Source organism: Anabaenopsis sp. NIES-4685, from assembly GCF_059725405.1.
On sequence record NZ_AP043602.1, the window covers coordinates 3,967,532 to 3,990,732 of the forward strand.

The window sequence follows — 23,201 nt, forward strand, 5'->3', positions numbered from 1 at the left end:
GGGTTTTATTGAACAAAAAATCCTGGGGTTGCTGTTTTCTGTGCGTCCATAGGTAAACTACTAACCATGACTGAATGAAAACTCCTTGGTTCGTCGTCGTGCCAAGCTGTCATCGGTGTACCCCGTAATAAGCCGGACAGGGCGACGGATAGCATAAACCCACCAGTAGCAGCCGCAATTAAAGAAATATTATCTTTCACTCTAACCTCTTGGTAATAACTTCAACAATATTTAGTTGACTTCTCCCCTGGATGGAATCACAGGGGATTCTAAACTGATGTTGCTACGCAGGACCAAGCCATGCTACGCAACGTTTACGATATGATTTATTTAACCTTTTAAACAAGTCATATCGTTGTGGCACAGTCAAAGATGCGCTACCCACCTCGACTAAGGATAAACCTAGCTGTGTGGCTACTTTTCTTAAAATATTTGCTGCTGCTTGGGCATCTGCCGAGGTGAAAAATCCTTTGGCAGATTGATATAATCCACGTTTTACTCTTTTACCTGACGGGTTCCATCCTGCGGGTTTTTCACCATGCTTGTAGAGGTTATCGTCATCTAAGTAAGACGCTTTTGATGTGTACGCTTCCTCCGTTATGGTAACAATAATTCCATATTCGCTAGCCAACTCTTTTAATCTTTGAATGAGTCTACCTGTGGGAATTGGGACAAAGTTTTGATTGTTTGTTTTACCTAAGCTAGCATTAATTTTTTGCCCTTCATTCCAACCAATAACTATATTTCCTATCTGGTCATTCAGGCATCGGTTGACAATAAACCTAGCTGCTTTGTTGATAGCATCTCGCATTTGGTTATTACGTTGGCGTTGAATACGGTCAAGGTTGGTATCCCAATAAAAATTAGGCTTACCCTGCTTGTATTTGGCGACTAAACGACAATAACCTTGATTCATTGATTTGAGTTTTCTGCCATCAATAATCAGGCTTTTACTCAGTGTAGAAACTCCAGTTAACCAATTCGTACCCCCATGGTCAAGTCCCCATGCTTGAGAATAATCAAGATGTGGGTTGTTTTTTATTGATTCTTTTCCATCATCAATCACCCAGTTAATCCAGAACTCACCACAATAAGGACGGACTGTGACTTCCTTTACCCAGTCAGAATCAATAAAATCAGGTAAAGGTAGTTTGATGTCTGTAATTAACTCTGGTTTAGTTTCTTTACTAATTGAGGGTTTGAAATAACCATTTTTAAAAGTGAGTGCTTGACGAGGAAATGTTACTGCTGCGAAACCTCCTTTCTTGCGATACTTAGGTAATGAAGGTCTAATTACATCCCCGTTGTAGTAAGCCTTAACTAATCCGTTGTAACTGGCTATTGATTCACCAACTAGCTTTAAGGTTTGTTGTGCTGCTTGGGCGGCCAACCCTTTGTAATGTGGATTTTCTTTGAGGACTTTATCTAATTCAGGATAAGTGGTTTGACAATGATAAGTTTTCCACCCACTACGTAATTCATCACCACACCAGTAAGTTGTCAAAGCATTATCCATGCTTTCTAATCTTGCGTAATGACTTTGGCGAGTATGGTAAATCGCACAATTTATTAAGCTATTTGAGTGCTGACATTGGTCAACCCAAAAAGCTTTTTCTTCATCTGTGAATCTAGCTCTAATTGGAATTGTTCTGTACAAGTTTTACTCACCTCCTGTTTATGAGTATAATTGAAGTTCAACCAGACCAGGTTCATTTTTTTATTAATGCACCGACCCATGAATCACCGGCAGATATAGCTAGGTGGGTTAAGGGTAGGGCATCAAATTACTTAAGGAAAGAATTTCCACAATTAAAAAAACTACCTTCTTTGTGGACACCAACTTACTTTGTTGCGACAACTGGACAAGTTAGCACTGAGGTACTTAAAAATTACATTGAAAACCAGCGTGGTAAATGAGGAAACACACAGGATAAATCCCCTTGAGTCGCGCGCGTTTCATCCCCTCGCTAAAGCGTAGGGGTTCTCACGCTCCCACTATATTCTGATAGTAACTATTTCCGCATTCTATTTTCTCGCCGTAATCGAGGATTGACAAATTCGTTTAAACCCTCACCTAGTAGTGATAACCCTACTACCATTAATGTCATGGCTAAACCGGGGAAGAGAGTAGTCCACCAAATTCCCGTGGGTAGGGCTTCTAAGGCTTGTCTTAAGTCATGTCCCCATTCTGGAACTTCTTCGGGAAGTCCTAGTCCCAAAAAGCCTAAACCGCCTAATACTAAAATTGCATCGGCGGCGTTGAGAGTAAATAGTACGGGTACACTTTGAATGACGTTAAAAAATAGATAGCGCCATAGTACAACCCAAGTGGAAGCACCCATGGCTTGAGCCGCTTCAATAAATACCTCTTTCTTAACGCTCACAGTGTGGTTACGTACTACGCGATAATATTGGGGAATGTAGGCAATACTAATGGCGATCGCCGCATTGAAAATTCCCCGCCCTACGACAAAAGCCAGTGTCACAGACAGTAGTAGCCCCGGCAATGTGTAAATACTATCCATGAGGAACAGCAACACCCGATCTAACTTACCCCCCAGATAGCCACTCACCATCCCCAATGGCACACCAATAATCATACTAATTGCTGTAGCTAATATCACTACTTGCAGCGCAGCTTGGGCACCAAATAATGTACGAGAAAATACATCATGTCCCAAGCGACTCGTACCAAACCAATATTTAGCTGATGGTGGTTCTTGGATGGGGTTAGAAAGGAACTCTCTGGGGTTTTGTAACCATCCCCAAGCCTGTAACAGGGGGGCAAAAAATGCTAAAAACAGGAACAATAGGGTAATGGCGATGCCAATGACCATTAATTTCTGGGACAGGTGGGAATTTTGGGCGAAACGGATAAATTTCGGTAACTGAGGTTTATTTATGGCCATGAGGGAGCGCATGCATCCAGTAAGATATAACAAACGCTCCTCTTAGCTGAGAGCTAAGAGGAGCAGGTTCTTTGAGAGTAGAGGCTTTGAAACCCCTGTGCGATCAAAGTTTTTCCGCTTCCCTATACTTTTAGAAGCGAGTCCGGGTGAAGTTTTTCTCTAAAGATAACTCGAAATCATTTGACGATAATCGCTTTTTTGCTTCACACCTTTGACTTCTTTCAATAATTCTTGATGTTTAAACAACTGAATCGTGGGTGTACCAGTTATCCCAGCATTCTCCGCAATCTGAGGGTCTTTGTCAATGTCAATTTCCACAAAGTGAATTTTGCCTGTGAATTCATCCACGACTTTATTTAATATCGGCTTGAGAGTATGACAAGGACCACAACCAGGGGATACATATTTCACCACCAGCAAGCGATCGCTTTCATGGAATAATTTCCTTAAAGCATAACCCCCTTCATGGCGTGTGGCCTGTAAATTAAATCCAGCCTCCTCTTGGGCTTCAGTTTTATTGGTGGTTTGGGGTTCCAATTCATTCTCTACTGTAGCTGATTGATGAAATTCTGTAATTAAATTCCGTGATGATAACCAGCGTTCTGCCAACATGGCCGCCATACAACCAGTACCCGCCGCGGTAATTGCTTGACGAAACTCGTGGTCTTGCACATCCCCAGCTGCAAATACACCTTCTACACTGGTTTCTACAGAACCATTTTTAGTGACAATATAACCCACATCGTCTAATTCTAGCTGTCCTTTAAATAAGGCTGTATTGGGACTATGACCAATGGCGTAAAATAAACCTTTGGCGTGGATTTCCCTTTCTTCCCCAGTTTGATTATTACGTACTTTTACCCCGGACATCTGACCATCGCCGAAGATGTCCACAGCTTCAGTGTGCCAATGTACTTCGATTTTTGGGCTACTTAAAACCCTGTCTTGCATGGCTTTAGATGCTCGCATTTTATCAGAACGCACCAGTAGATTTACCTTAGAACCGTATTTAGTCAGGTAAATAGACTCCTCCGCCGCTGAGTCACCAGCACCAATGACAGCTAATTCTGCACCGCGGAAAATTGGCGTTGCACCATCGCAAATTGCACAAGCAGATATCCCCCGACTCCAGAACTTATGTTCACTAGGTAAACCTAGACGCTTGGCTGTAGCACCAGTGGCTATAACTATACTATGGGTTTTTAGTTCCCTTTCCTGCGATCGCACTATAAAAGGACGTTGGCTCAAATCCACAGATATTACATCCTCAGTATATAACTGTGCCCCCCACCGTTCAGCTTGCGCCTTCATTTGATCCATTAGTTCTGGTCCGGTAATACCTTGGGGAAACCCCGGAAAATTTTCTACTTCCGTTGTTGTCATCAATTGACCCCCGGGTAAACCCCCCATTTCAAAACCTTCAAATACTACCGGTTTTAAATTTGCTCTTCCTGCATATATGGCCGCTGTGTATCCTGCTGGGCCAGAACCAATAATTACCAAATTTTCTACAGTCGGGTTAGTCATAGGGGTTAAATAAACTCATAACGACTCCGTTTAATATACCATAATTAGTCAAGGAATGGGGATAAAAGAAAACATATAACGTCACCTGAGAAAGAAGACCAGAGGAAATTTTTGCATGGGGGTGATATGAAAGTCCAGGAATATCGAACAATTGTATAGTATAATAAAAACACAGTACCCATGGGAGCTAAAAATATTGTGGTTTTCAGCATTTCCCAAAAAATGAGCTAGTCCTAAGCTGACTATTTTATAAACAAAATTATACTTATGTTGACAAGCATTGACATAAGTGAGTTAAGAAAATCGCCCACTTGATATATAATCCTACGATATCAAGTATTGAATTAAGACTATTGCCAACGCGAAAACCAAGCAATGATAGCGGTAGTCTTTCTTGTAAATCTTAACTTGAGAAATATCGCGTCTGGCTAAGGCGTGCAAGTCTACACCAGGGATAACCGCTCCCATGCTCCCGTTGAAGTAGAAAGTAAAGTCTAGCTTTGTCTAGGTTTTATATAGCAGAAAATGGGAAATTAACCATTACAAAACTTTAAATACAGACATCATGGCAAAAATCCAGTTTTGCAGAGGAATCGACGAGGAAGTAATTCCAGAAGTACGCTTAACCCGCTCGCGCAGTGGCGACAGTGGGACAGCAACGTTTATTTTCACCAATCCGCGCATTTTAGATCAAGGTAACACGGAGGAAATCACCGGGATGTACTTGATTGACGAGGAAGGAGAAATTATTACCCGAGAAGTTAAGGGTAAGTTCATCAACGGGAAGCCAGAAGCCTTAGAAGCTGTTCATCTGATGAAATCTGCTGCAGAATGGGAGCGCTTTATGCGCTTCATGGAACGCTATGCGGCAGAAAATGATTTGGGATTTAACAAGGCTCAATAGATATCCGATATACAGCAGATTTCATCTGAGTAGGTACAAGGGCGGGCAAGATGCCCACCCCATAGAAGTTTTATCATTTGATGGAATTGGTATAACGCAACCGACAAGATACATTTAATCTGACACTTGCGTAAGTCCTATAATCAAAAAAACTCCCTATATTAGGGAGTTTGTATTTTGTTAAATGATTTTCTCAAAAGTTGTGAAATTTTAAAAAGTGGCGATCGCTACACAAATAACAGCCAAAATGCCAGCGATCGCATAAAATACCCTTACCACTTGTAATTCCGACCACCCGCTTAATTCTAGGTGATGGTGTAGGGGAGCCATTTTCAATAAACGCTTTCCTTTCCCATCAGGACCCTTGGTAGCTTTGTAATAACCCACCTGGGCAATAACTGAAATAGTTTCCACAAAGAAAATACCACTGAGAATAAACAGTGCTACCAAACTATTAGTTAGTAAAGCTACAGCAGCTAAAGCTCCGCCCAGTGCTAAGGAACCAGTATCACCCATAAACACCCGTGCTGGGTTACGATTATGGGCTAAGAAACCTAAACAACCGCCACTTAATGCGGCACAAAAAACCATTAATCCCGGGTAAGCGGGGGCGATAACAGAACCTAAGCCTAATAAAGCGATGGCCACGGTTCCCCCTGCTAAACCATCAATACCGTCAGTTAAATTAGTTGCATTACTTTCTGCGACCAGGACAAAGCCAACCAAAGGGCCAGAATAAATATCCTAAAGGTAGTGTAAAGCTCACCCAGGGTAAAGCAATATTTGTAATTTGAGAATTATGATTAAACATCAGCCACAGACAAAACAGGGCTGCAAATACAATTTGCAAAGCCAGTTTCATTTTGGGTGATATCCCTTTATTTGATTTGCGACGCAGAATTTGCCAGTCGTCAAGCCAACCTACAAATCCATAACTGAGAGTTAAAGCACAGACCCCAAGGACTTCTGTGGCAAAATTAGATAATATACAGGCGATCGCCACAGATACCGGTACAAAAAATATACCCCCCATAGTTGGCGTACCAGCTTTCTTTAAATGGGCTTGTGCTTCGATCTTCGCGGATAATTTGGCCAGTTTTCCAGGCTTGTAACATTGGGATTACTAAAAATCCCATAGCAGATGTACTCAGCGCTCCTAGCAACAATGGTAACGTAAGTGACATACCTTGCCAGGGCGTTCTCTGTCCTAGCCAATCCAAGCTCAATGCTGCTACACTGAGGGCTATAACTAAACCAAAAGCTAAGCTAATACCCGAAATATTTGACCCTTGGTTAGGAGATAATTTAGCGTCCACAGAAATTTCCTTCACTCCACACTTAACAGAACATAGATATTACCCAGCACTGCACGGAAAAACAGAGATAAATTTCTGACAAAAACATCAATGAGTTTTGATTTGACTTTTTCGCCGATGTGCTATGGTAATACTACCCAGGTTGACCAGGCTAGTCTTCGTCTACGCCAAGATCACTACCATCATCAATGTCGTAATCATCTATTCCGTCTTCTGAACTCAAGAAATCTGATATTTCTTCTTCTTGTTGTGAATAATCTGTTTCTTGAACAGTACGCGCTACAAGCCTTCCTTGATTTTGTAACCAGTCCAACATAGAAGATTCTTGCTTTAATGGAATTACTGGCGCACGTTGGTTCCGGGGTTCTTCACTTAATGGAGAGTTCAGCATATCTACCAAAACACAAAAAGATCATGTAACTAGACATTAAGAAGTCTATCACTGACAAGGGATATTTTAATTATCCATTCAAGTCGTAGTTAATAAATCCGTAAACTGGCAGAAATAATTTATTGAATAGTCTTATAAGAACCACCCAAATTGCACGAGTATCATGTCATAATCTATACTGTTGGCTGAAAGTAGATCAATCCTGATGATTTTTGAGGTGATAGACCATGCTCGGTAAAGCTAATCTCATTGATGCGATCGCCGGTACTAATCGCGGTTTACTAGCCACTGAACCACAAAAACAAGCTATCTTAGCGACCATCGCCAATTTAGAAGACTTCAATCCTACCCCTCGCCCCTTAGAAGCGACGGATTTACTCAATGGTGATTGGCGGTTAATCTATACAACCAGTAAAGCTCTCCTAAACCTGGATCGCATACCGTTATGTAAGCTGGGACAAATTTATCAGTGTATCCGGGTCAACACTGGCAGTATTTACAATATAGCCGAGATTTATGGCTTACCTTATCTGGAAGGATTAGTAAGTGTAGTTGCCAAATTTGAACCAGTTTCGGAGCGACGTGTACAAGTCAAGTTTGAGCGATCCATTTTGGGTTTAAAACCTTTAATCGGTTACAGTTCTCCCGCCAGTTTTATTCAACAAATTGAATCCGGTAAAAAGTTTACGGCTATTGATACCTCCTTAAACAGCGAGCAACAGCAAGGCTGGTTAGATATTACTTATATAGATAGTGATTTACGCATTGGCAGGGGTAACGAGGGTAGTGTGTTTGTTTTGAGTAAAACATAAATCTTATTACATCCGTTGCATTTGCCAACGAAAATACCCTGCCTTCGTTTTTTTGTCAAGATGGGTCTGATACCTTGTCAGGTTTCGGCTGTCAATGGAGGAATACTTAACCCCGTTTCAGATAAATAACTTAACAAAGCCTCTAGGAAACAGCTGGACAATGTAAAGTGAAATCAATTAGCCCTAATATATCCATCATTAAAAGGGAAGATACTTATGGTTCAACGTGGTTCTAAAGTGCGTATTCTCCGCCCCGAATCCTACTGGTTTCAGGATGTAGGCACAGTGGCTTCTATTGACCAAAGCGGCATTAAATACGCAGCAATTGTCCGGTTTGATAAGGTGAATTACTCTGGTCTCAACACTAATAACTTTGCCCTAGATGAATTACTTGAGGTAGAACCACCAAAAGCTAAAGCTAAAAACTAAGCGGCAGAGCAATAAAGGTAATAATTTGATGGGATGCTGAATGATATAGCTTAAATCCTATATCATTCACCAGCCTACCCTCAAAGGTAAACGATATAGCTTAAATGCCTGAACTGCCTGAAGTTGAAACAATCCGCAGGGGTCTAAACCAATTTACCCTGCACCGCAAAATTACGGGTGGGGATGTGTTGCTAAACCGCACCATTGCCTACCCGTTTTCTGTAAATGAGTTCATTTGTGAAATTACAGGAAGTGCGATCGCCGCTTGGCATCGTCGTGGTAAATATCTTTTAGCGGAACTCACCCCCTCACCCCAGACTCCGTGGTTAGGGGTTCATCTCCGCATGACCGGACAGCTATTATGGCTACATCAAGACGAACCATTACACAAGCACACCAGAGTGAGGCTATTCTTTGAAAACCAGCAAGAATTACGCTTTGTTGACCAGCGCACCTTCGGTCAAATGTGGTGGGTTCCCCCAGGAGTAGCAGTAGAAAGTATAATTACCGGTTTAGGGAAACTAGCCGTAGACCCTTTTTCGCCTCAATTCACCCTTGAGTATTTCGCCGATAAATTACAAAATCGCCGCCGTCCTATTAAAACCGCCCTATTAGATCAATCAGTGGTGGCGGGTTTAGGTAATATTTACGCTGACGAAGCACTATTTAAAAGTGGAATTTTACCTGTAACCCTGTGTATGGATTTGCAGTTACAGCAAATTCAACGTTTACACACAGCTATTATTCAAGTATTAGAAACCAGTATTGCCGCTGGGGGTACAACCTTTAGTAATTTCCTCAACGTTCAAGGGGTTAACGGTAATTATGGCGGTGTGGCTTGGGTATATAACCGCACTGGCGCACCCTGTCGAGTGTGTGGTACTCCCATAGAGCGAATTAAATTAGCCGGGCGTTCCAGTCATTTTTGCCCCCAATGTCAGAGTTAGTAGAGAGGCTGGGAATGGGGTGTAAACAAACCAGCAATAAATTCTTAAGTGAATTTGCATCTGACCACAAGTTAAAATCCTGTTAAAACCAATTCAAGAGGAAATTTATGGCAGTTAAAAAAGGGGATATGGTTCGCGCTGTCCGCGAGAAGCTGGAAAATAGTTTGGAAGCACAAACCAGCGATCCTCGCTTTCCTTCATATTTGTTTGACAGCAAGGGCGAAATTGTCGATGTTAAGGGTGATTACGCCTTGGTAAAATTTGGGAAAGTACCAACGCCAAATATTTGGTTACGCTTAGACCAGCTCGAAGAGTTTAACTAAGTCTGTTGACACTCCCCCGCTAACCGCTCTCCCAACCTCTCCTCCGCAAGCACAGAGGCTTTAAAGGTTGATTTTTGCATGGAAATAAGTAATGATTATGCGACTTTGTAAAGCGCAGAAGAGTTGGGGAGGGGTTGATGGAATTCACCTTGAAAAACCATAAATTCAGATATCCTATTTGATTTATAAAAACTAGGAGTTTCAGATCCCCGACTTCTTAAAGAGGTCGGGGATCTAAGTCTTCATAAGTAAAAGTTTTTTATGGCTAAGACGACAAAATAATATTACCATAAAATGAATAGTCATATAGGACACAGGGCATGGCTGCAGAAGAAAAAGGTTTAAAGGATACTCAAGCTAAAACACGCGTGCTGCTGGCGTTGTGGGATATGGGAGCAGTGGAGGGAGAGGTTAACCAGGGTCAACTCACTAAACGAATTGTCACTAAGGGTAAGAAGGTAGGAGACTATCGGCACATATTTAAAGATTTGGAAACGGCTGGAGCAATTTCTATTTCTAAAAAGAAAATTTCTCTCACCTCTCCCATAGGTTTAGAGATGTTGGGGGAGGGTTTGAGCAGTGGTGATTTTCAGTTTGAGGGGACTATTGTCGGCACCTGGGTAGCCAATGCGTTGCTGCGGTGGATTAGTCAGATGAATGGGGGATCAACTCTATCTGTTGTTGCGAGTGATGGGGTGAAGTTGGCGGTTATTTCTTCCTACGAAGAATTTAAATCTGTGGCATTAGAAGTTTACGACCAACTCAATCAGAACTACAACTTAGATGATTTAGTCCCTATTTATCGCATCAGGAGAACCATAGGGGAGCGGGTGAGCCGTGAAAACTTCAACACCTGGTTGATCGAAATGCAAGCTGAGGACATTTTGCAGCTGATTACTGGAGAAATAGCAGACTTTACCCCTGATAAACGAGAAGACTCGATATCTATGGAAGGTACACAACTACGTTCCTATGCTCAACGCCTGAGTTAATCAAATTGCTTCCACACTGTGTAGTTCCTCCCACGACATTTATTCATCATGACAAATACCCCTATTTCTTCCATAGAAGCCGTTAACGCCGCTATTAAAAATCATAATCCCTTTACTAACGCCGGTATCGTTAAAGAACAGGACGTATGGGGAAAGGGAGTCCCCGATGTACCAACCTTAAATGCTCATGCTTCTAATAAAGTCTTTGAAGCCATTGAATTTGTGCGAACAAGTCAATTGAGCCAAGATAAAGTGACTTCCATTGTGATCACTGCACAACAGGGAGTTGGTAAAACTCATCTTCTCAGCCGCATTCGTCATCAATTAGAAACAAAAGGCGGTGCTTTATTTGTCTATGCAGGTGGTAATAATTATACAGACTTAAATCTGGTGAAGTACCAATTTCAGCAAACCTTAGCAGATAGTCTGAGTGAAACTGGTAGTCAAGGGGTAATGCAGTGGCAGGAAGTAGCCGCAGCTATGGCCAACGAAGGGAGAACCGACAATTGTCCCCAACCAGCAGAGTTAGTTAAAAGATTTGACCAAGCATATAAAAAGAAGTTGGACAAAAACAAAAATCTCATGAATGCCTTGCAAACACAAGTGCTGAAAAATAAACCCAATGCAGATCCCTATATTCTCCGGGCTATTTTGTGGACACTCTCAGAAACTCAAGCACCTTTTGCTATCAGATGGTTATCTGGTGAAGAATTAGCTCAGGTCAATGCTGATGAGTTGGGTTTACCTAATTCTCCTAAAAGCAATCAAGACAAAGAAGCTGAAGCCCTGAAAAATATTCAGCAGATATTGAATTTAGTTAGTTTCTATAATCCGGTTATTATTTGTTTTGATGAGATAGATGTTAAAAACAACTCCACTGAAGATGGCTTACCCACTGAAAGCGTAATTGCTAATTTGGTGAAAATTCTCCATGATACTCTCGAAAACTCAGAACTTAGTCAAGGTGTTGTTTTTCTGACAGTAATGCTACCCGAAACATGGAGATACAAGGTCGATTCAATACCGGGGGGTACACCGGATAGAATTTCTAAATTTACTCAAAGAAAACCAATAGAATTAAAATATGTTAGTAGCGATTCTATGGTGGACTTAGTTACTGTTTGGCTTCAGGAATTTTATCATTCAAAACAATTAATTCCTCCTCATCCACTTTACCCATTTACAGAAGGTGAACTGAGAGAATACGGCAAAAACAAGAAACCAACTGTCAGAGAAGCTTTGCAATGGTGCGCCAAGAATTTTAAGGTAGATGAGCTACCCCCGGACCACTTTCACGGTTTGAACTGGCATTACAAAAGAAAGTAATCTCAATGCTGAAGATTACTTACAGGATAATAATATGCTGGCTGAGGCTCTATGTTTTGGTTTTGAGACATTGATCAATCATACCTTAGAAGGAGTAAAAATTGAGGAGATTATCCGGGATATCAAGCCTAAATCACAGAATAAAAATTGGATAAAGTTTAAAATTGTTGGTACTGAGAATGGCGCAGCGGTGAAAATTGGCGTGTCTGTAATCCAGGATTCTCGAACTGCATTATGTGCTGGATTAAAACGTTTAATTGATTATCAAACATTTGATTTGACTCGTGGTTGTTTAGTGCGATCACAAGACAAAATCGAAAAAATGAATAAAAATTCTGAAGCATATAAATTACTGGAGGAACTCATTGATAAAAAAGGTGGGGAACACGTCGATTTAATAGAAGAACAAATTCGCCCACTGATCGCAATTTACTCTATTTACCAAAAGTGCTCAAACTATGATTTAACAGAGGCACAAATTTTCGATATCATTACTCAAAATAAAATTACCATTGATAATCTTCTATTACGAGAGATTTTAAGCGATCCATCAGGCATATTACCAGATGCTGATGATAGCGATATTTTAGATGAACTATTTGATCCTACAAATTTAAGTGAAACAGATGAATCAGACGAGTCAGACGAATTAAGCGATTTGTTTAGTTAATCATGAGCCAATCAGTTTTAATTTATAAAGCCCTTTGTCTACCCAGTGGCGATGTGGAAGCGTTAGTACAAGGGCGAATTATTGCAGCTATACCTCGTAAATTATTGAATAGGGGTGATAAATTTGCTCTTTACCCTGTTAATTCTTCAATACATCAGTTGCGAATTGAGCAATACTATCGCCCGGATTTTTTACCCATTGCTGAAAGTGCTATCAAACAAGTGAACTCTGAAAAAGTTACTATTAAAGCTTGGGCGAGATGTGAACTTTGCGGAATGTTCGACAAGACTCAGCCGTTAGAAGTTTTATCTCAGTTAACAATCTGGACAACAGCAACCCTGAAACAAATCTTAGAAAAACAACATATTTTTTTAGCTTACCTGCGAGTTTATCATTTATCTGAGCCTTGTCAAGTTGCACTCATCCCCGATATTAAGGGCAAAATTGGTAAATTTGTCGGTATACCTAATATTACTGCTGGGGAGGCAAAACCAGTATTGAGCGATCGCATTTTCGCTCAACGCCAAAAGCAACTACAAAACCTCGAACCACCCAAACACCGAGAACTAGAAGATTTACAAACTGCAATAGTGTCTGTGAGTATGAGCAACCCAGGGGCGCAAGCATTAGACAATGATATCAAAAGGTTTTTAGGTTGGAGTAGTCAGGAGGATAATCATCGACTTGGTGAGGATTTAGGTTGGATAAATAATATTGCCGCGTTAGGCGATCGCAGTATACAAGAAGATGAGGGTAAAACTAACTATCAAGCCGGGACGGACTTTGAAAATGTGGTGCGTCATAGCTTGGAATTTTTAGGATTTACCGTTGATTATAGTCATAAAGGCGGTGCTGGTGGTTTAGATTTATTTTGTTCCCAACCATACCCATTATTTGGTGAGTGTAAAGCCGGGAAAAGAATTCCTAATGATAGCGCAGTACAACTGTTGAATTTGGGAATGTTACGCGAACCAGAGGTTTTTCATCAAGCTACTAAAATTATCATTGGTGCGGGTAAACCAACAAACCAACTACAAAAATCTGCAAAAATACAAGGTATGGCTATTCTTAATCCTGAAACACTTGAAAAATTAGTCAAACTCCAAAATAACTATCGTAACTCAGTAGATTTATTTAAACTCAAAGAATATTTAAAAGCAGGTGAATGTGATGCAGAAGTGAAAAAATATATCAATCAAGTTTACACAGATATCAATTTGCGATCGCACATTATCCAACTAGTAAAAAATTATCAGCAAAACTCAGGGATAGACTTAGCAGGGGTAGAAGCCCTACACGGTGCATATTTCGGCTCAAATCCACCACAACCCCTGCAACCACAAGAAATGCACGAAATTTTAATAGAACTTTCCTCACCCCTGACCGGTTACTTAGGAAGAGTTAAAGGTCAAGATTGGAAAAGCGATCGCTTTTACTTCCTCCGAGACTTAGTAACTACGGCTGAGTAACTTAATATTTGCCCATAACTGCCAAGCATCCTAGATAGATGTGATCTAAGATGCTAGAGAATAAAAAAATTGTTGCAGATACAACAATTATGTGATACAATAGTCCAATGAATCTAAGTTTATTTGGCGGCGGAAATCTTTAAACTAGCTGGGTTACCTGGGTCACCTTGTACTAATACACCGCGCTCATTTGCGTGTAAGTGCCGGACAATTTTGTAAATGGCCTCAACTTTCTCAGATGCGCCAGCTTTTTCGGCTATTTCTTCGAGAGACAGGGCTGTTTTTTGCTGTTGCAACACAGCCACTACCTTTGATTGTAACTCCAGAATAGCCGCAGCAGCTTTTTTACCAGCTTCTACTCCTGGTTGATGGTAGGCGTTGATATTTACCAAACTGGCGTATAAACCAACAGCACGTTCATACAAAGCAATTAACGCTCCCACTGTTTTGGGGTTGACTTGGGGAATAGTCACTGTAATAGAATCCCGTTGATTTTCGTACAGCGCTTGTTGACTTCCTAAGAGAAACCCACAGAGAAAATCTCCCGATGTAACTCCAGGTTCAATTTCTAAAGATTTTCCTTGACGGTCTTCTAACACTTCAATGAAAGTAGCAAAGAAATTCGGGACACCCTCACGTAATTGCTGGACGTAAGCGTGTTGGTCTGTGGAGCCTTTGTTACCGTAAACAGCGATCCCTTGATAAACAGTCTTACCGTCCAGGTCTTTTTCTTTACCTAAAGACTCCATTACCAGCTGTTGCAAATAGCGACTAAATAACAACAAGCTGTCCTTGTAAGGTAAGACAACCATATCTTTTTCACCCTTACCATTACCGGAAAAATACCAAGACAAAGCCAACAAAGCCGCTGGGTTATTTTTCAAGTTTGGGACGCGGGTAGCGTCATCCATTTCTTTCGCACCCTCTAGCATAGCGTGAACGTCAATGCCTTGTAATGCGGCCGGTACTAGTCCCACGGCGGACATTTCTGATGTGCGTCCTCCGACCCAGTCGTACATGGGAAATCTGGCTAACCAGCCTTCATTTTTGGCGACTTGATCTAAGTTACTATCAACGCTAGTAATCGCAACAGCGTATTGAGCAAAGTCTAAATTCTGGGCTGCATAAGCGGCTTTAACTTCAATCATCCCATTGCGTGGTTCCGGTGTTCCCCCAGATTTGGAGATGACTAAAACCAAAGTTGTAGCTAGGGTATTTTGCAACCGAATCAGAACACGGTCAATACCTGCGGGGTCTGTATTGTCGATAAAGTGAAGGTTCAGGGGTGGAAAATCAGGACTGAGGGCCTCAGCCACAAATTGCGGACCGAGGGCAGAACCACCAATACCAACAGATATAATATCGGTAAACCGACTGGCTTGGGGAGGGTGAACAGCACCTGTGTGGACTTTTTCCGCAAAGGCTTCAATTTGCTCTAGGGTTTGGACAATTTCTTGGGTAAGTTCTGGTGTGGGTGCTAAATCAGGATTTCGCAACCAGTAATGTCCTACCATGCGGCTTTCGTCAGGATTTGCGATCGCACCCTTTTCTAATTCCGCCATATCCGCAAACGCTTTGTCAAACTTCGGCCGCAACGAATCCACAAAAGCATCATCAAAACCCATGCGACTGATGTCTAAGTAGAGTCCTAATCCCTTGTGGAAATATAACCAGTTTTGGTATCGTTGCCAAAGTGCCTTCGCATCCATAGGGAAATCTCAAATAAAGTATTGCTTCAAAAACAAGTTTAATGTAAGGTCAGAGCCATCCGGTGCCTAGCCTTATACAGTTTTCAATCTTGGGTATGGAGCATCCCATTAATCCAATTAATTAGTGATGCTTCCCAAAATTATTGTACCTTACCGTTCACCCTTCCCTACCATAGGGCAGAGTTATGGAGTAAGACATGGTGATATTGTATTAAATAAATTACTATGGTTGAATATCTCACTTTTTTAGCAATTTCTACCACAATCTTCGCCCTGTTTGGTTTGGGACTCAATCTACAGTGGGGATATACAGGGTTAATTAACTTTGGTCATATTGCTTTTATGACTCTGGGGGCTTATACCACAGTTTTGCTAAGTCTCCAGGGTATCCCCTTAGTGATATCAGCAATCATAGGAGCAATAGTAGCAGCTTTATTAGGTTTAATTATTGGTTTTGCTACTCTGCGCTTACGGGAAGATTATCTGGCCATTGTCACCATTGGCGTGGGGGAATTAATTCGTTTAGTGGTGAACAATCAAGAATTACCTGTGCGGGATACCTGGATATCTGGGGCGTTTGGTGTCCAAAGTTACCCTATACCCTTATCCACACCCCCCAATTTGTTTTTTAGACTGGTGATGATGGGATTGCTCACAGTGTTGGCGCTGGCTACTTTTTGGTGTTTGTGGCGATGGGTTCGCGCCGCTCACAAATCTCTGTTAGCCGATTCTCGCAAAACTGACAGTAAAAAGCAAGAATTAGCTTCGCGCTGGGGAGTGGGAATTATATTCGCCCTGCTGACAGCAGCAATTTATATTTCTGGTTTGATTGGCTTGTATGATTATAAACCCGCCGCCGGTTTGATGCTGTTGTCACTGTTGGTATTAGGATTTGTATTCTGGCGGTTAGAAATTCTAGTGCGATCGCCTTGGGGAAGGGTGCTTAAAGCTATCCGTGAGGATGAAGAGGTTCCCAAAGCCATGGGTAAAAATGTTTTTTGGTATAAAGTACAATCCCTGATGTTGGGAGGTGCGATCGCTGGTATCGCTGGGGCTTTCTTTGCTTGGCAACTTAGCGCTATTTACCCTGATAATTTTCAACCACAACTAACCTTTGATGCTTGGATTATGGTAATTTTAGGCGGTTCTGGTAATAATATTGGCACCATCTTAGGTGCGGTAATTTTCTTTACTTATGATGCCATGACCAGAGAATTTTTACCGAGAATTTTTACAAATTTATCTTCTGACCAATTGGGCGCATTTCGCATCATGGTGATTGGTCTGATTTTGATGGTACTGATGATTTGGCGACCTCAAGGTATTTTAGGGAAAAAAGAGGAACTCACCCTGGGTAAGTAATTGCTTCACAGTGACTAGTTGAGATTCTGCAACATTAGTTAACAGTTATCAGTCAATTTTTTATGGTAAATAATCAATCTTCCCCACTTCCACTACTTGCAGCTAGCGGACTTTGTAAAAGCTTTGGTGGCTTGAAAGCTGTCAAGGATGCCACAATTGAAGTTAATCAAGGTAGTATTACTGGCTTGATTGGTCCTAATGGGGTTGGTAAAACTACTTTGTTTAACCTACTATCTAACTTCATTCGCCCAGATAAGGGACGAGTGATTTTTGATGGGGAACCTATTGAGCAGTTGGAACCATACAAAATCGCCCAGCAGGGACTAGTCCGCACTTTTCAAGTGGCGCGGACTCTCTCCCGGTTGTCGGTGTTAGATAATATGCTGCTAGCTGCACAAAAACAAACAGGAGAAAAGTTTTGGGGAGTGCAGTTACAGCCTCATATCGTAGCTCAGGAAGAAAAGCAATTCCAAGAACAAGCAATGTCACTACTAGAATCTGTAGGACTGGCGGAAAAAGCCCATGAATATGCTGGTGGTTTATCTGGTGGACAGCGGAAGTTATTAGAAATGGGACGGGCGTTAATGACCAATCCTAAGTTAATTTTATTAGATGAACCAGCCGCCGGAGTCAATCCCAAACTAATAGATGATATATGCGATCGCATTCGTACCTGGAACCGCCAAGACGGTATGACGTTCTTAATTATTGAACACAATATGGATGTAATTATGTCCTTGTGCGATCGCGTTTGGGTGATGGCGGAGGGTCAAAATTTAGCTGAGGGAACCCCTAAAGAAATACAAAGTAATCCCCAAGTATTAGAAGCCTATTTAGGACAGTAATATCAGTCTAACTAATTAGTTATTCTGCCGGTATTTTCTTTACCTACCTCAAATCAAATACGCAGTATTTGTTGATAATTTGCATTGTGCCCAGCGGCTTTTTTGGTCTTAAACTCTTCTAGAATACCGCGGTTTTGGAATAAAATCAAAGCCGCCACTCCCAATAGAAAATAACCAAAATATTTTTGTAATTTTTTGCCATCAACATATTGAGATAGATAAGCACCTAGAACAGTGCCAATACTGGCTGCTATAATAAATGAGGCGATAATATTCCAGTCTAAAGTCACTTCTCCCCAATAGCCTAAAAACCCAGATACAGCATTAGCAGCAATAATTACTAAGGAGGTACCAATAGCCTGTTTCATTGGTATATTTCCCAATATAACTAAAGCGGGTATAATCGCAAATCCTCCCCCAACTCCCACTAATCCTGTTAATATACCCACCCCTAAGCCTTCGCTGACTAGCCACAACCAACAGTATTTACAAATGGGCTTGGTGTAAATTTCTGATATGTCAGGCTGTTTCGCTGTTGATTTAGCACCACGCCGAATCATTAACCCAGAAGCTAGCAACATCATGACTGCAAATAGGAGCATTTGCAAACTACCTGTAATAAATGGCAGATTGGCGATTTTAGCACCAGCAAAAGCCCCCAACATCGTAGCAGAACCAAAGATAAATGCTGTTTTTAAATTGACGTTTCCCTGTTTCCAATGGGGAATTACACCAATTAAACTTACGGTTCCTACAATTACTAAGGTCATGGCTACAGCAGATTTCGGCTCTATTCCCATGACATAAACTAAAGTTGGTAATGCTAAAACTGATCCACCACCGCCAATCAACCCTAAGCTAATACCAATCCCGGCTGCTAGGATATGTCCTAATATCCATGTAATCATTGCACACGTTGATTGTAGGGTAATTTCGCCAATAACATTCCCATGGCACAGGTATTACTGACTCCAGCAAATACTAAACCAGCACCGACAAAGCCACTCAAAATTAAAAACCAAGGTGAAACAAAAGCACCTAAAATTGTCCCTGTAAATACTAATGAGCCGGCTACAATTTGCACCTGTCTCATTAAACTAATGGGGGCGTTTTTATTAATTTTAGTGGGATAATTTAACTGCTTCCAAGCTGTAATTCCTCCTTGAAGTTGGGCAAATTCTGAGAAACCCGCAGTCATCAGTTTTTGTGCTGCTTGGTGGGAGCGTTTTCCTGATTGACAATACAGCACAATTTTAGTGTGACGGTGAAAATCTACTTTTTCTGCTTGGAATTGAGACAGGGGCACAAGTTTAGCGCCGGGAATATGTTCGGCTGCATATTCTCCAGGTTCCCGCACATCTATCAGTTGTACTTGTTGTTTTTCCGTCCAGTCTTTGAGGGTGGAAGCGTCAATTAATTGTAATTTAGTCTCTGAAATCATATTGTTACCTGCTGGTGTTAATTTTAAACTATTTAAGCATTACCACAAAGTTGATTTGCTGGTACTGCTTCCATGATTTTTTGGGGATTTGGTAAGTTTAAACTGGCCATGAACTCAATAAAGTTATCTCGCGTCCGTCCTTGGAACCGTGGGTTAAACTGCTTTTCTTCGCCGATGGTAGAGACGGTATGTCCCCGGTAGTCATGTCCTGGATAAACTAGGGTTTCATCGGGTAGTGTAAATAGGCGTTGGGTAATTGCGTCAAATAAACTCCCCGCATCACCACTTTGAAAGTCAGTCCTACCACAACCACGAATCAATAGGGAATCTCCTGTTAATAGTTTTTCACCATTAACTAAATAGGCCATATGACTATCTGTATGTCCTAAAGTGGCTATGGCCTCTATGGTAATTTCATCTAATTTGAGAATTTCCCCGTGTTTAATTTGCCGATCAGCACAGCTGGCTGAGGCGTTTTCTGGTACAATTCCTAAACACCCAGTTAATTCACGTAACTTACCAGTACCTGTAATATGATCGGCATGAATATGTGTTTCTAAGCAGTAGTGCAGTGTTAAACCTAATTCTCTAATTAATTGGCGATCGCGTTCTACATTATCTATCACCGGATCTACTAGAATAGCTGCTTTGCTAGTCTTGTCGGCAATCAGATAAGTATATGTACTTGTATCATGGTCAAACAGTTGGCGGAATAACATTTTAGTTTCTCCATATCAACGGACTAGGCTAAAAGCAGAAAATTTTATCGGTAGTTAGATATTAGTTTCTGATATTTTCCATCGCCTTTGTCATATTATATGAGTATATGGTAAAATAGTCAACAAGAAACCACAAAACAATTAATCTTATATGTCAGAGATATTTCCAGACGCTCTCAGTCAAGTTGCGGACTATTTCAAAGTCTTGTCAGAAGTGAGTCGCCTACAAGTGTTATGTTGTTTAAAAACTGGATCTAAAAATGTTACACAAATCATTGGGGAGACTGGACTAGGACAGGCTAATGTATCCAAGCATCTCAAAGTTTTAGCACAAGCGGGAATTGTTAAAAGAACACCAGATGGCGTGAATGTAATTTATGAAATTACTGACCCGATATTATTCCAGTTATGTGATCTAGTGTGCGATCGCCTAGCGGTGCGACTTGAAGAACAAACCCAACAGCTGGAAAAGCTAGGGAGTAAGGTGTGGAGTATGGGACAAAGGGGATAATTTTGTGATTGATGATCATTTTTCCCATTTGTCCTAGTCCAGGAAGGCGGGATAGTTCAATTAGCTAAATTGTTGCTCTGCATCCAAATTAAACAAAATTTGCAGGGTTTGCATACAGTTGCGCCGGGCTTCAACATCCTGCTGTGCCCGCAATTGTACCATAGGATCGTGTAGAATTTTATTAACGATTCCTCTTGTTAAAGCTTCGATCACCTCTTGATGTTTGTCAGCAAATTCGGCACCTAATCGAGACAAGGCTTTTTCTAATTCTTGTTCGCGGATGGTTTCAATCTTATTTCTCAGACAACTGATAGTAGAAACTGTTTCTAGCGATCGCCACCAAAGATCAAAAGCTAAAATCTCTTCATCCAAAAGTTTTTCAGCCTCTTCAGCCATCTGGCGGCGGCTTTCATAGTTTTGTGCCACAACAGCCTTCAAATCATCCACATTAAAGGCTTGGACATGGGAAAGTTCATTTACATCCGCATCCACATTACGCGGCACAGAAATATCAAATAACATCAAGCAGCCATGAGAGTCTAAAACTTTTTCTAACCTGCTGCGGTCAAGTATAGGTTCAGTAGCAGAAGTACTTGTAAATACTAAATCACTTTTGGCAATTACCGCCATCATTTCTGATAGCGCATAAGTATATATAGGCTGATCGGGATAAAGATTTGCCAATTGCTGGGCGCGTTCTTGAGAGCGATTAACAATGCTAATTTGTGTAGCACCCTTAGAAATCAGGTGTTGTACCAACAAACGTGACATTTTGCCAGCACCAATAATTGCGACTCGGCAATCTGATAAATTAGTGGTCTTCATTTGTGCCAACTCCACAGCCGCGGAACTGATAGAAACCGCACCAGTACCAATACTAGTTTCAGTACGCACACGCTTACCGGCTGTCAGAGCTTGTTTAAATAATCGGTTGAGAATTGTTTTTATACCACTGTACTGCTGTCCCAGTTTATGAGTATTTTTCACCTGAGCTAGAATTTGACCTTCTCCGAGTACCAAACTATCTAAACCAGCTGCTACCCGCATCAGATGCATAACAGCATCACCATGCAACAACATAAACAGGTGTTGACGTAGAGACTGTATAGGTAAGCGGCTGTGTTCAGAGAGAAACTGAGTCACCTCCCTAATCCCTCGCTCCGTCTCACTGGTCACAATGTATATTTCTAGGCGGTTGCAAGTGCTAAGTATTGCCACCTCATCAATATGGGGATAGCTACTCAGATGAGCGATGGCTGTTTCGGTCTGTGGTTCTGGAATACTCAGCTTTTCCCGGATTTCAACTGGGGCGGTCTTATGGCTTAACCCCACCACGATAATATTCATTATTTATCGGTAATTGGTAATGGATTATTGATTATTCAGAGTTGGGGATGAGGTCCCAGAGATGAACAAGATTCTTCCCCAGTCCCCACCCCCTCAAGTTTCTAACGTAATTGCAGATTCTTTGGTTGGTCAAACATATGGATAGTATCGACAAAACGTGCCGTATTGGACTGGTTAGAAATCACCAAGCTTTGAGTTCTTGCACCACCCTTAAAGAAGCGGACACCTTCCATAAGAGTACCCGGGGTAATACCACAAGCCGCAAATAAAACAGTTTCACCAGAGGCTAATTCCTCGGCATTATAAACCTTGTCCGGGTCATTAATGCCCATTTCCTTCAACCGTGCGAGATTGCCTTCTCTGCTTTCCCCAATTAAACCTGTTTGTACGACTTCTGGATCGTAGATCAATTGTCCTTGGAAATGACCTCCCAAGCATCGCATAGCCGCAGCAGAGATGACTCCCTCAGGAGCAGCACCGATGCCCATCAAAGCGTGGATATTAGTACCACCAAAAGCGCAGGAGATGGCAGCAGAAACGTCACCATCACTGATGAGTCTGACTCTAGCACCGGCATTGCGAATTTCTTGAATGAGTCCTTTGTGGCGGGGACGATCCATGACCACAACCACCAATTCCTCAACTGCGCGGTTTAAGCACTCAGACAGGATTTTTAGGTTTTCAGTTGCTGACTTGTTGATGTCTACATGACCTCTGGCCGCAGCTGGTGCTGCTAGCTTCTTCATGTAAAAGTCAGGCGCAGCGAATAAACCACCTTTTTCGGCGATCGCCAAAACTGCCATTGAGCCATTTTGACCATAGGCGACTAGGTTTGTGCCTTCGCAGGGATCAACAGCAATATCAATTTCAATTAGTTCTTCAGGGTTACAGTACTTTTGAGCATCCGGTTTAGTACAGATGCCAACTTCTTCCCCAATGTAGAGCATAGGAGCTTCGTCACGCTCCCCTTCACCAATCACAATGCGACCGCGCATATACATTTTGTTCATGCACTCCCGCATCGCTTCCACGGCTACTTGGTCAGCAGTGTTCTTTTCGCCTTTACCTGCCCACTTTGCAGACGCGATCGCTGCTTGCTCTACTACCTCAATAATTTCTAATCCCAGTGTATTTTCCACAGATTCACCCTCTTAAGTGCTTGACTTAGCTTTTTGTTATTTGGCTATTTCAGTCTTCAAGTCTACCAAAGTGCGGATACACGTGGACAATACTATCTACTAAGACAAGTGTT

Annotated in this window: 24 protein-coding genes and 2 pseudogenes; 13 read left to right on the top strand and 13 right to left on the bottom strand. The window is 41.6% G+C overall.

The annotated features are described in order from the left end of the window. Positions 1–5 precede the first annotated feature (5 nt). Positions 6–200 (bottom strand): hypothetical protein, encoded by a 195-nt coding sequence (locus AC6IZ0_RS17055; protein ID WP_497724013.1) that lies wholly within the window; start codon positions 198–200, stop codon positions 6–8. Between the two features lie 83 nt (positions 201–283). Continuing rightward, on the bottom strand, positions 284–1,657 hold the full coding sequence (locus AC6IZ0_RS17060) for an RNA-guided endonuclease InsQ/TnpB family protein (protein ID WP_497724016.1): 1,374 nt from the start codon (positions 1,655–1,657) through the stop codon (positions 284–286). Positions 1,658–1,686: 29 nt separating this feature from the next. Here AC6IZ0_RS17060 and tnpA point away from each other — a divergent pair. Further along, a pseudogene (tnpA, locus tag AC6IZ0_RS17065) lies at positions 1,687–1,917 on the top strand (IS200/IS605 family transposase); the annotation flags it as partial. A gap of 95 nt (positions 1,918–2,012) precedes the next feature. Here tnpA and AC6IZ0_RS17070 read toward each other — a convergent pair. From AC6IZ0_RS17070 to AC6IZ0_RS17080, 3 genes are all read right to left on the bottom strand, one after another. Further along, positions 2,013–2,909, bottom strand: coding sequence for an ABC transporter permease (locus AC6IZ0_RS17070; RefSeq protein ID WP_497724017.1), 897 nt, complete (start codon positions 2,907–2,909; stop codon positions 2,013–2,015). Between the two features lie 159 nt (positions 2,910–3,068). Next, entirely contained in the window at positions 3,069–4,436 is a 1,368-nt protein-coding gene (gene trxB, locus AC6IZ0_RS17075; protein WP_497724018.1) for a thioredoxin-disulfide reductase, read from the bottom strand. A 324-nt stretch (positions 4,437–4,760) separates the two neighbouring features. Beyond that, positions 4,761–4,904 (bottom strand): hypothetical protein, encoded by a 144-nt coding sequence (locus AC6IZ0_RS17080; RefSeq protein WP_271763009.1) that lies wholly within the window; start codon positions 4,902–4,904, stop codon positions 4,761–4,763. A gap of 97 nt (positions 4,905–5,001) precedes the next feature. Here AC6IZ0_RS17080 and psb28 point away from each other — a divergent pair, with 97 nt between their 5' ends. Next, positions 5,002–5,340 (top strand): photosystem II reaction center protein Psb28, encoded by a 339-nt coding sequence (gene psb28 / locus AC6IZ0_RS17085; RefSeq protein ID WP_271731933.1) that lies wholly within the window; start codon positions 5,002–5,004, stop codon positions 5,338–5,340. Positions 5,341–5,550: 210 nt separating this feature from the next. On the opposite strand, the pseudogene mraY reads toward psb28, so the two are convergent. Continuing rightward, a pseudogene (gene mraY, locus AC6IZ0_RS17090) lies at positions 5,551–6,656 on the bottom strand (phospho-N-acetylmuramoyl-pentapeptide-transferase). 151 nt (positions 6,657–6,807) lie between these two features. Continuing rightward, positions 6,808–7,047: a DUF3134 domain-containing protein gene (locus AC6IZ0_RS17095; RefSeq protein WP_271731929.1), complete on the bottom strand. Its 240-nt coding sequence runs from the start codon at positions 7,045–7,047 to the stop codon at positions 6,808–6,810. Positions 7,048–7,274: 227 nt separating this feature from the next. Between AC6IZ0_RS17095 and AC6IZ0_RS17100 the strand changes: the two genes are divergently transcribed. The 8 genes from AC6IZ0_RS17100 (at position 7,275) to AC6IZ0_RS17135 (ending at position 14,015) form a co-directional block, all read left to right on the top strand. Beyond that, positions 7,275–7,859, top strand: coding sequence for a PAP/fibrillin family protein (locus AC6IZ0_RS17100; RefSeq protein WP_497724019.1), 585 nt, complete (start codon positions 7,275–7,277; stop codon positions 7,857–7,859). Between the two features lie 216 nt (positions 7,860–8,075). Continuing rightward, positions 8,076–8,288, top strand: coding sequence for a photosystem I reaction center subunit IV (locus tag AC6IZ0_RS17105; RefSeq protein ID WP_271731926.1), 213 nt, complete (start codon positions 8,076–8,078; stop codon positions 8,286–8,288). Between the two features lie 104 nt (positions 8,289–8,392). Then, positions 8,393–9,235, top strand: coding sequence for a DNA-formamidopyrimidine glycosylase (locus tag AC6IZ0_RS17110; protein ID WP_280802065.1), 843 nt, complete (start codon positions 8,393–8,395; stop codon positions 9,233–9,235). 107 nt (positions 9,236–9,342) lie between these two features. After that, a complete protein-coding gene (locus AC6IZ0_RS17115) occupies positions 9,343–9,558 on the top strand; it encodes an NAD(P)H-quinone oxidoreductase subunit O (protein ID WP_497724022.1) in 216 nt (71 codons plus the stop codon). 320 nt (positions 9,559–9,878) lie between these two features. Continuing rightward, positions 9,879–10,550 (top strand): hypothetical protein, encoded by a 672-nt coding sequence (locus tag AC6IZ0_RS17120; protein WP_497724024.1) that lies wholly within the window; start codon positions 9,879–9,881, stop codon positions 10,548–10,550. A 48-nt stretch (positions 10,551–10,598) separates the two neighbouring features. Then, complete coding sequence (locus AC6IZ0_RS17125) at positions 10,599–11,876, top strand: P-loop NTPase fold protein (RefSeq protein WP_497724026.1); 1,278 nt, start codon at positions 10,599–10,601, stop codon at positions 11,874–11,876. A gap of 34 nt (positions 11,877–11,910) precedes the next feature. Continuing rightward, on the top strand, positions 11,911–12,546 hold the full coding sequence (locus tag AC6IZ0_RS17130) for a hypothetical protein (protein WP_497724028.1): 636 nt from the start codon (positions 11,911–11,913) through the stop codon (positions 12,544–12,546). 2 nt (positions 12,547–12,548) lie between these two features. Next, positions 12,549–14,015, top strand: a complete 1,467-nt coding sequence (locus AC6IZ0_RS17135) for a DUF1802 family protein (protein ID WP_497724031.1) — start codon at positions 12,549–12,551, stop codon at positions 14,013–14,015. A gap of 119 nt (positions 14,016–14,134) precedes the next feature. Here AC6IZ0_RS17135 and AC6IZ0_RS17140 read toward each other — a convergent pair whose 3' ends face one another. Continuing rightward, a complete protein-coding gene (locus AC6IZ0_RS17140) occupies positions 14,135–15,724 on the bottom strand; it encodes a glucose-6-phosphate isomerase (protein WP_497724034.1) in 1,590 nt (529 codons plus the stop codon). A gap of 225 nt (positions 15,725–15,949) precedes the next feature. On the opposite strand from AC6IZ0_RS17140, the gene AC6IZ0_RS17145 reads away from it, so the two are divergent. After that, positions 15,950–17,086: a branched-chain amino acid ABC transporter permease gene (locus AC6IZ0_RS17145; RefSeq protein ID WP_497724037.1), complete on the top strand. Its 1,137-nt coding sequence runs from the start codon at positions 15,950–15,952 to the stop codon at positions 17,084–17,086. Between the two features lie 62 nt (positions 17,087–17,148). Continuing rightward, the gene (locus AC6IZ0_RS17150) at positions 17,149–17,931 is read left to right on the top strand and encodes an ABC transporter ATP-binding protein (protein WP_497724040.1); all 783 of its coding nucleotides are present in this window, start codon (positions 17,149–17,151) and stop codon (positions 17,929–17,931) included. A gap of 53 nt (positions 17,932–17,984) precedes the next feature. Here the strand turns inward: AC6IZ0_RS17150 and AC6IZ0_RS17155 are convergent, their stop codons facing one another. Genes AC6IZ0_RS17155 through AC6IZ0_RS17165 form a run of 3 tightly spaced genes read right to left on the bottom strand, consistent with a single transcriptional unit; the run spans position 17,985 to position 20,091 of the window. Continuing rightward, positions 17,985–18,836: a sulfite exporter TauE/SafE family protein gene (locus AC6IZ0_RS17155; protein ID WP_497726088.1), complete on the bottom strand. Its 852-nt coding sequence runs from the start codon at positions 18,834–18,836 to the stop codon at positions 17,985–17,987. Continuing rightward, positions 18,836–19,372 (bottom strand): rhodanese-like domain-containing protein, encoded by a 537-nt coding sequence (locus AC6IZ0_RS17160; protein ID WP_271731911.1) that lies wholly within the window; start codon positions 19,370–19,372, stop codon positions 18,836–18,838. Before AC6IZ0_RS17160 ends, AC6IZ0_RS17155 begins: the two co-directional genes overlap by 1 nt. A 32-nt stretch (positions 19,373–19,404) precedes the next feature. After that, on the bottom strand, positions 19,405–20,091 hold the full coding sequence (locus AC6IZ0_RS17165) for an MBL fold metallo-hydrolase (protein ID WP_271731908.1): 687 nt from the start codon (positions 20,089–20,091) through the stop codon (positions 19,405–19,407). 151 nt (positions 20,092–20,242) lie between these two features. Here AC6IZ0_RS17165 and AC6IZ0_RS17170 point away from each other — a divergent pair, with 151 nt between their 5' ends. After that, the gene (locus AC6IZ0_RS17170) at positions 20,243–20,602 is read left to right on the top strand and encodes an ArsR/SmtB family transcription factor (protein WP_497724043.1); all 360 of its coding nucleotides are present in this window, start codon (positions 20,243–20,245) and stop codon (positions 20,600–20,602) included. Positions 20,603–20,662: 60 nt separating this feature from the next. Here AC6IZ0_RS17170 and AC6IZ0_RS17175 read toward each other — a convergent pair whose 3' ends face one another. Continuing rightward, positions 20,663–21,949 (bottom strand): glutamyl-tRNA reductase, encoded by a 1,287-nt coding sequence (locus AC6IZ0_RS17175; RefSeq protein ID WP_497724045.1) that lies wholly within the window; start codon positions 21,947–21,949, stop codon positions 20,663–20,665. Positions 21,950–22,050: 101 nt separating this feature from the next. Further along, the gene (gene glpX / locus AC6IZ0_RS17180; protein WP_271731904.1) at positions 22,051–23,088 is read right to left on the bottom strand and encodes a class II fructose-bisphosphatase; all 1,038 of its coding nucleotides are present in this window, start codon (positions 23,086–23,088) and stop codon (positions 22,051–22,053) included. Between the last annotated feature and the right edge of the window lie 113 nt (positions 23,089–23,201).

Excerpts from the sequence above, each read along its gene's own strand:
- AC6IZ0_RS17070 (WP_497724017.1), bottom strand. The coding sequence starts at position 2,909 with ATGGCCATAAATAAACCTCAGTTACCGAAATTTATCCGTTTCGCCCAA.
- trxB (WP_497724018.1), bottom strand. The coding sequence starts at position 4,436 with ATGACTAACCCGACTGTAGAAAATTTGGTAATTATTGGTTCTGGCCCA.
- AC6IZ0_RS17080 (WP_271763009.1), bottom strand. The coding sequence starts at position 4,904 with ATGGGAGCGGTTATCCCTGGTGTAGACTTGCACGCCTTAGCCAGACGC.
- psb28 (WP_271731933.1), top strand. The coding sequence starts at position 5,002 with ATGGCAAAAATCCAGTTTTGCAGAGGAATCGACGAGGAAGTAATTCCA.
- AC6IZ0_RS17095 (WP_271731929.1), bottom strand. The coding sequence starts at position 7,047 with ATGCTGAACTCTCCATTAAGTGAAGAACCCCGGAACCAACGTGCGCCA.
- AC6IZ0_RS17100 (WP_497724019.1), top strand. The coding sequence starts at position 7,275 with ATGCTCGGTAAAGCTAATCTCATTGATGCGATCGCCGGTACTAATCGC.
- AC6IZ0_RS17105 (WP_271731926.1), top strand. The coding sequence starts at position 8,076 with ATGGTTCAACGTGGTTCTAAAGTGCGTATTCTCCGCCCCGAATCCTAC.
- AC6IZ0_RS17110 (WP_280802065.1), top strand. The coding sequence starts at position 8,393 with ATGCCTGAACTGCCTGAAGTTGAAACAATCCGCAGGGGTCTAAACCAA.
- AC6IZ0_RS17115 (WP_497724022.1), top strand. The coding sequence starts at position 9,343 with ATGGCAGTTAAAAAAGGGGATATGGTTCGCGCTGTCCGCGAGAAGCTG.
- AC6IZ0_RS17120 (WP_497724024.1), top strand. The coding sequence starts at position 9,879 with ATGGCTGCAGAAGAAAAAGGTTTAAAGGATACTCAAGCTAAAACACGC.
- AC6IZ0_RS17125 (WP_497724026.1), top strand. The coding sequence starts at position 10,599 with ATGACAAATACCCCTATTTCTTCCATAGAAGCCGTTAACGCCGCTATT.
- AC6IZ0_RS17130 (WP_497724028.1), top strand. The coding sequence starts at position 11,911 with ATGCTGGCTGAGGCTCTATGTTTTGGTTTTGAGACATTGATCAATCAT.
- AC6IZ0_RS17135 (WP_497724031.1), top strand. The coding sequence starts at position 12,549 with ATGAGCCAATCAGTTTTAATTTATAAAGCCCTTTGTCTACCCAGTGGC.
- AC6IZ0_RS17140 (WP_497724034.1), bottom strand. The coding sequence starts at position 15,724 with ATGGATGCGAAGGCACTTTGGCAACGATACCAAAACTGGTTATATTTC.
- AC6IZ0_RS17145 (WP_497724037.1), top strand. The coding sequence starts at position 15,950 with ATGGTTGAATATCTCACTTTTTTAGCAATTTCTACCACAATCTTCGCC.
- AC6IZ0_RS17150 (WP_497724040.1), top strand. The coding sequence starts at position 17,149 with ATGGTAAATAATCAATCTTCCCCACTTCCACTACTTGCAGCTAGCGGA.
- AC6IZ0_RS17160 (WP_271731911.1), bottom strand. The coding sequence starts at position 19,372 with ATGATTTCAGAGACTAAATTACAATTAATTGACGCTTCCACCCTCAAA.
- AC6IZ0_RS17165 (WP_271731908.1), bottom strand. The coding sequence starts at position 20,091 with ATGTTATTCCGCCAACTGTTTGACCATGATACAAGTACATATACTTAT.
- AC6IZ0_RS17170 (WP_497724043.1), top strand. The coding sequence starts at position 20,243 with ATGTCAGAGATATTTCCAGACGCTCTCAGTCAAGTTGCGGACTATTTC.
- AC6IZ0_RS17175 (WP_497724045.1), bottom strand. The coding sequence starts at position 21,949 with ATGAATATTATCGTGGTGGGGTTAAGCCATAAGACCGCCCCAGTTGAA.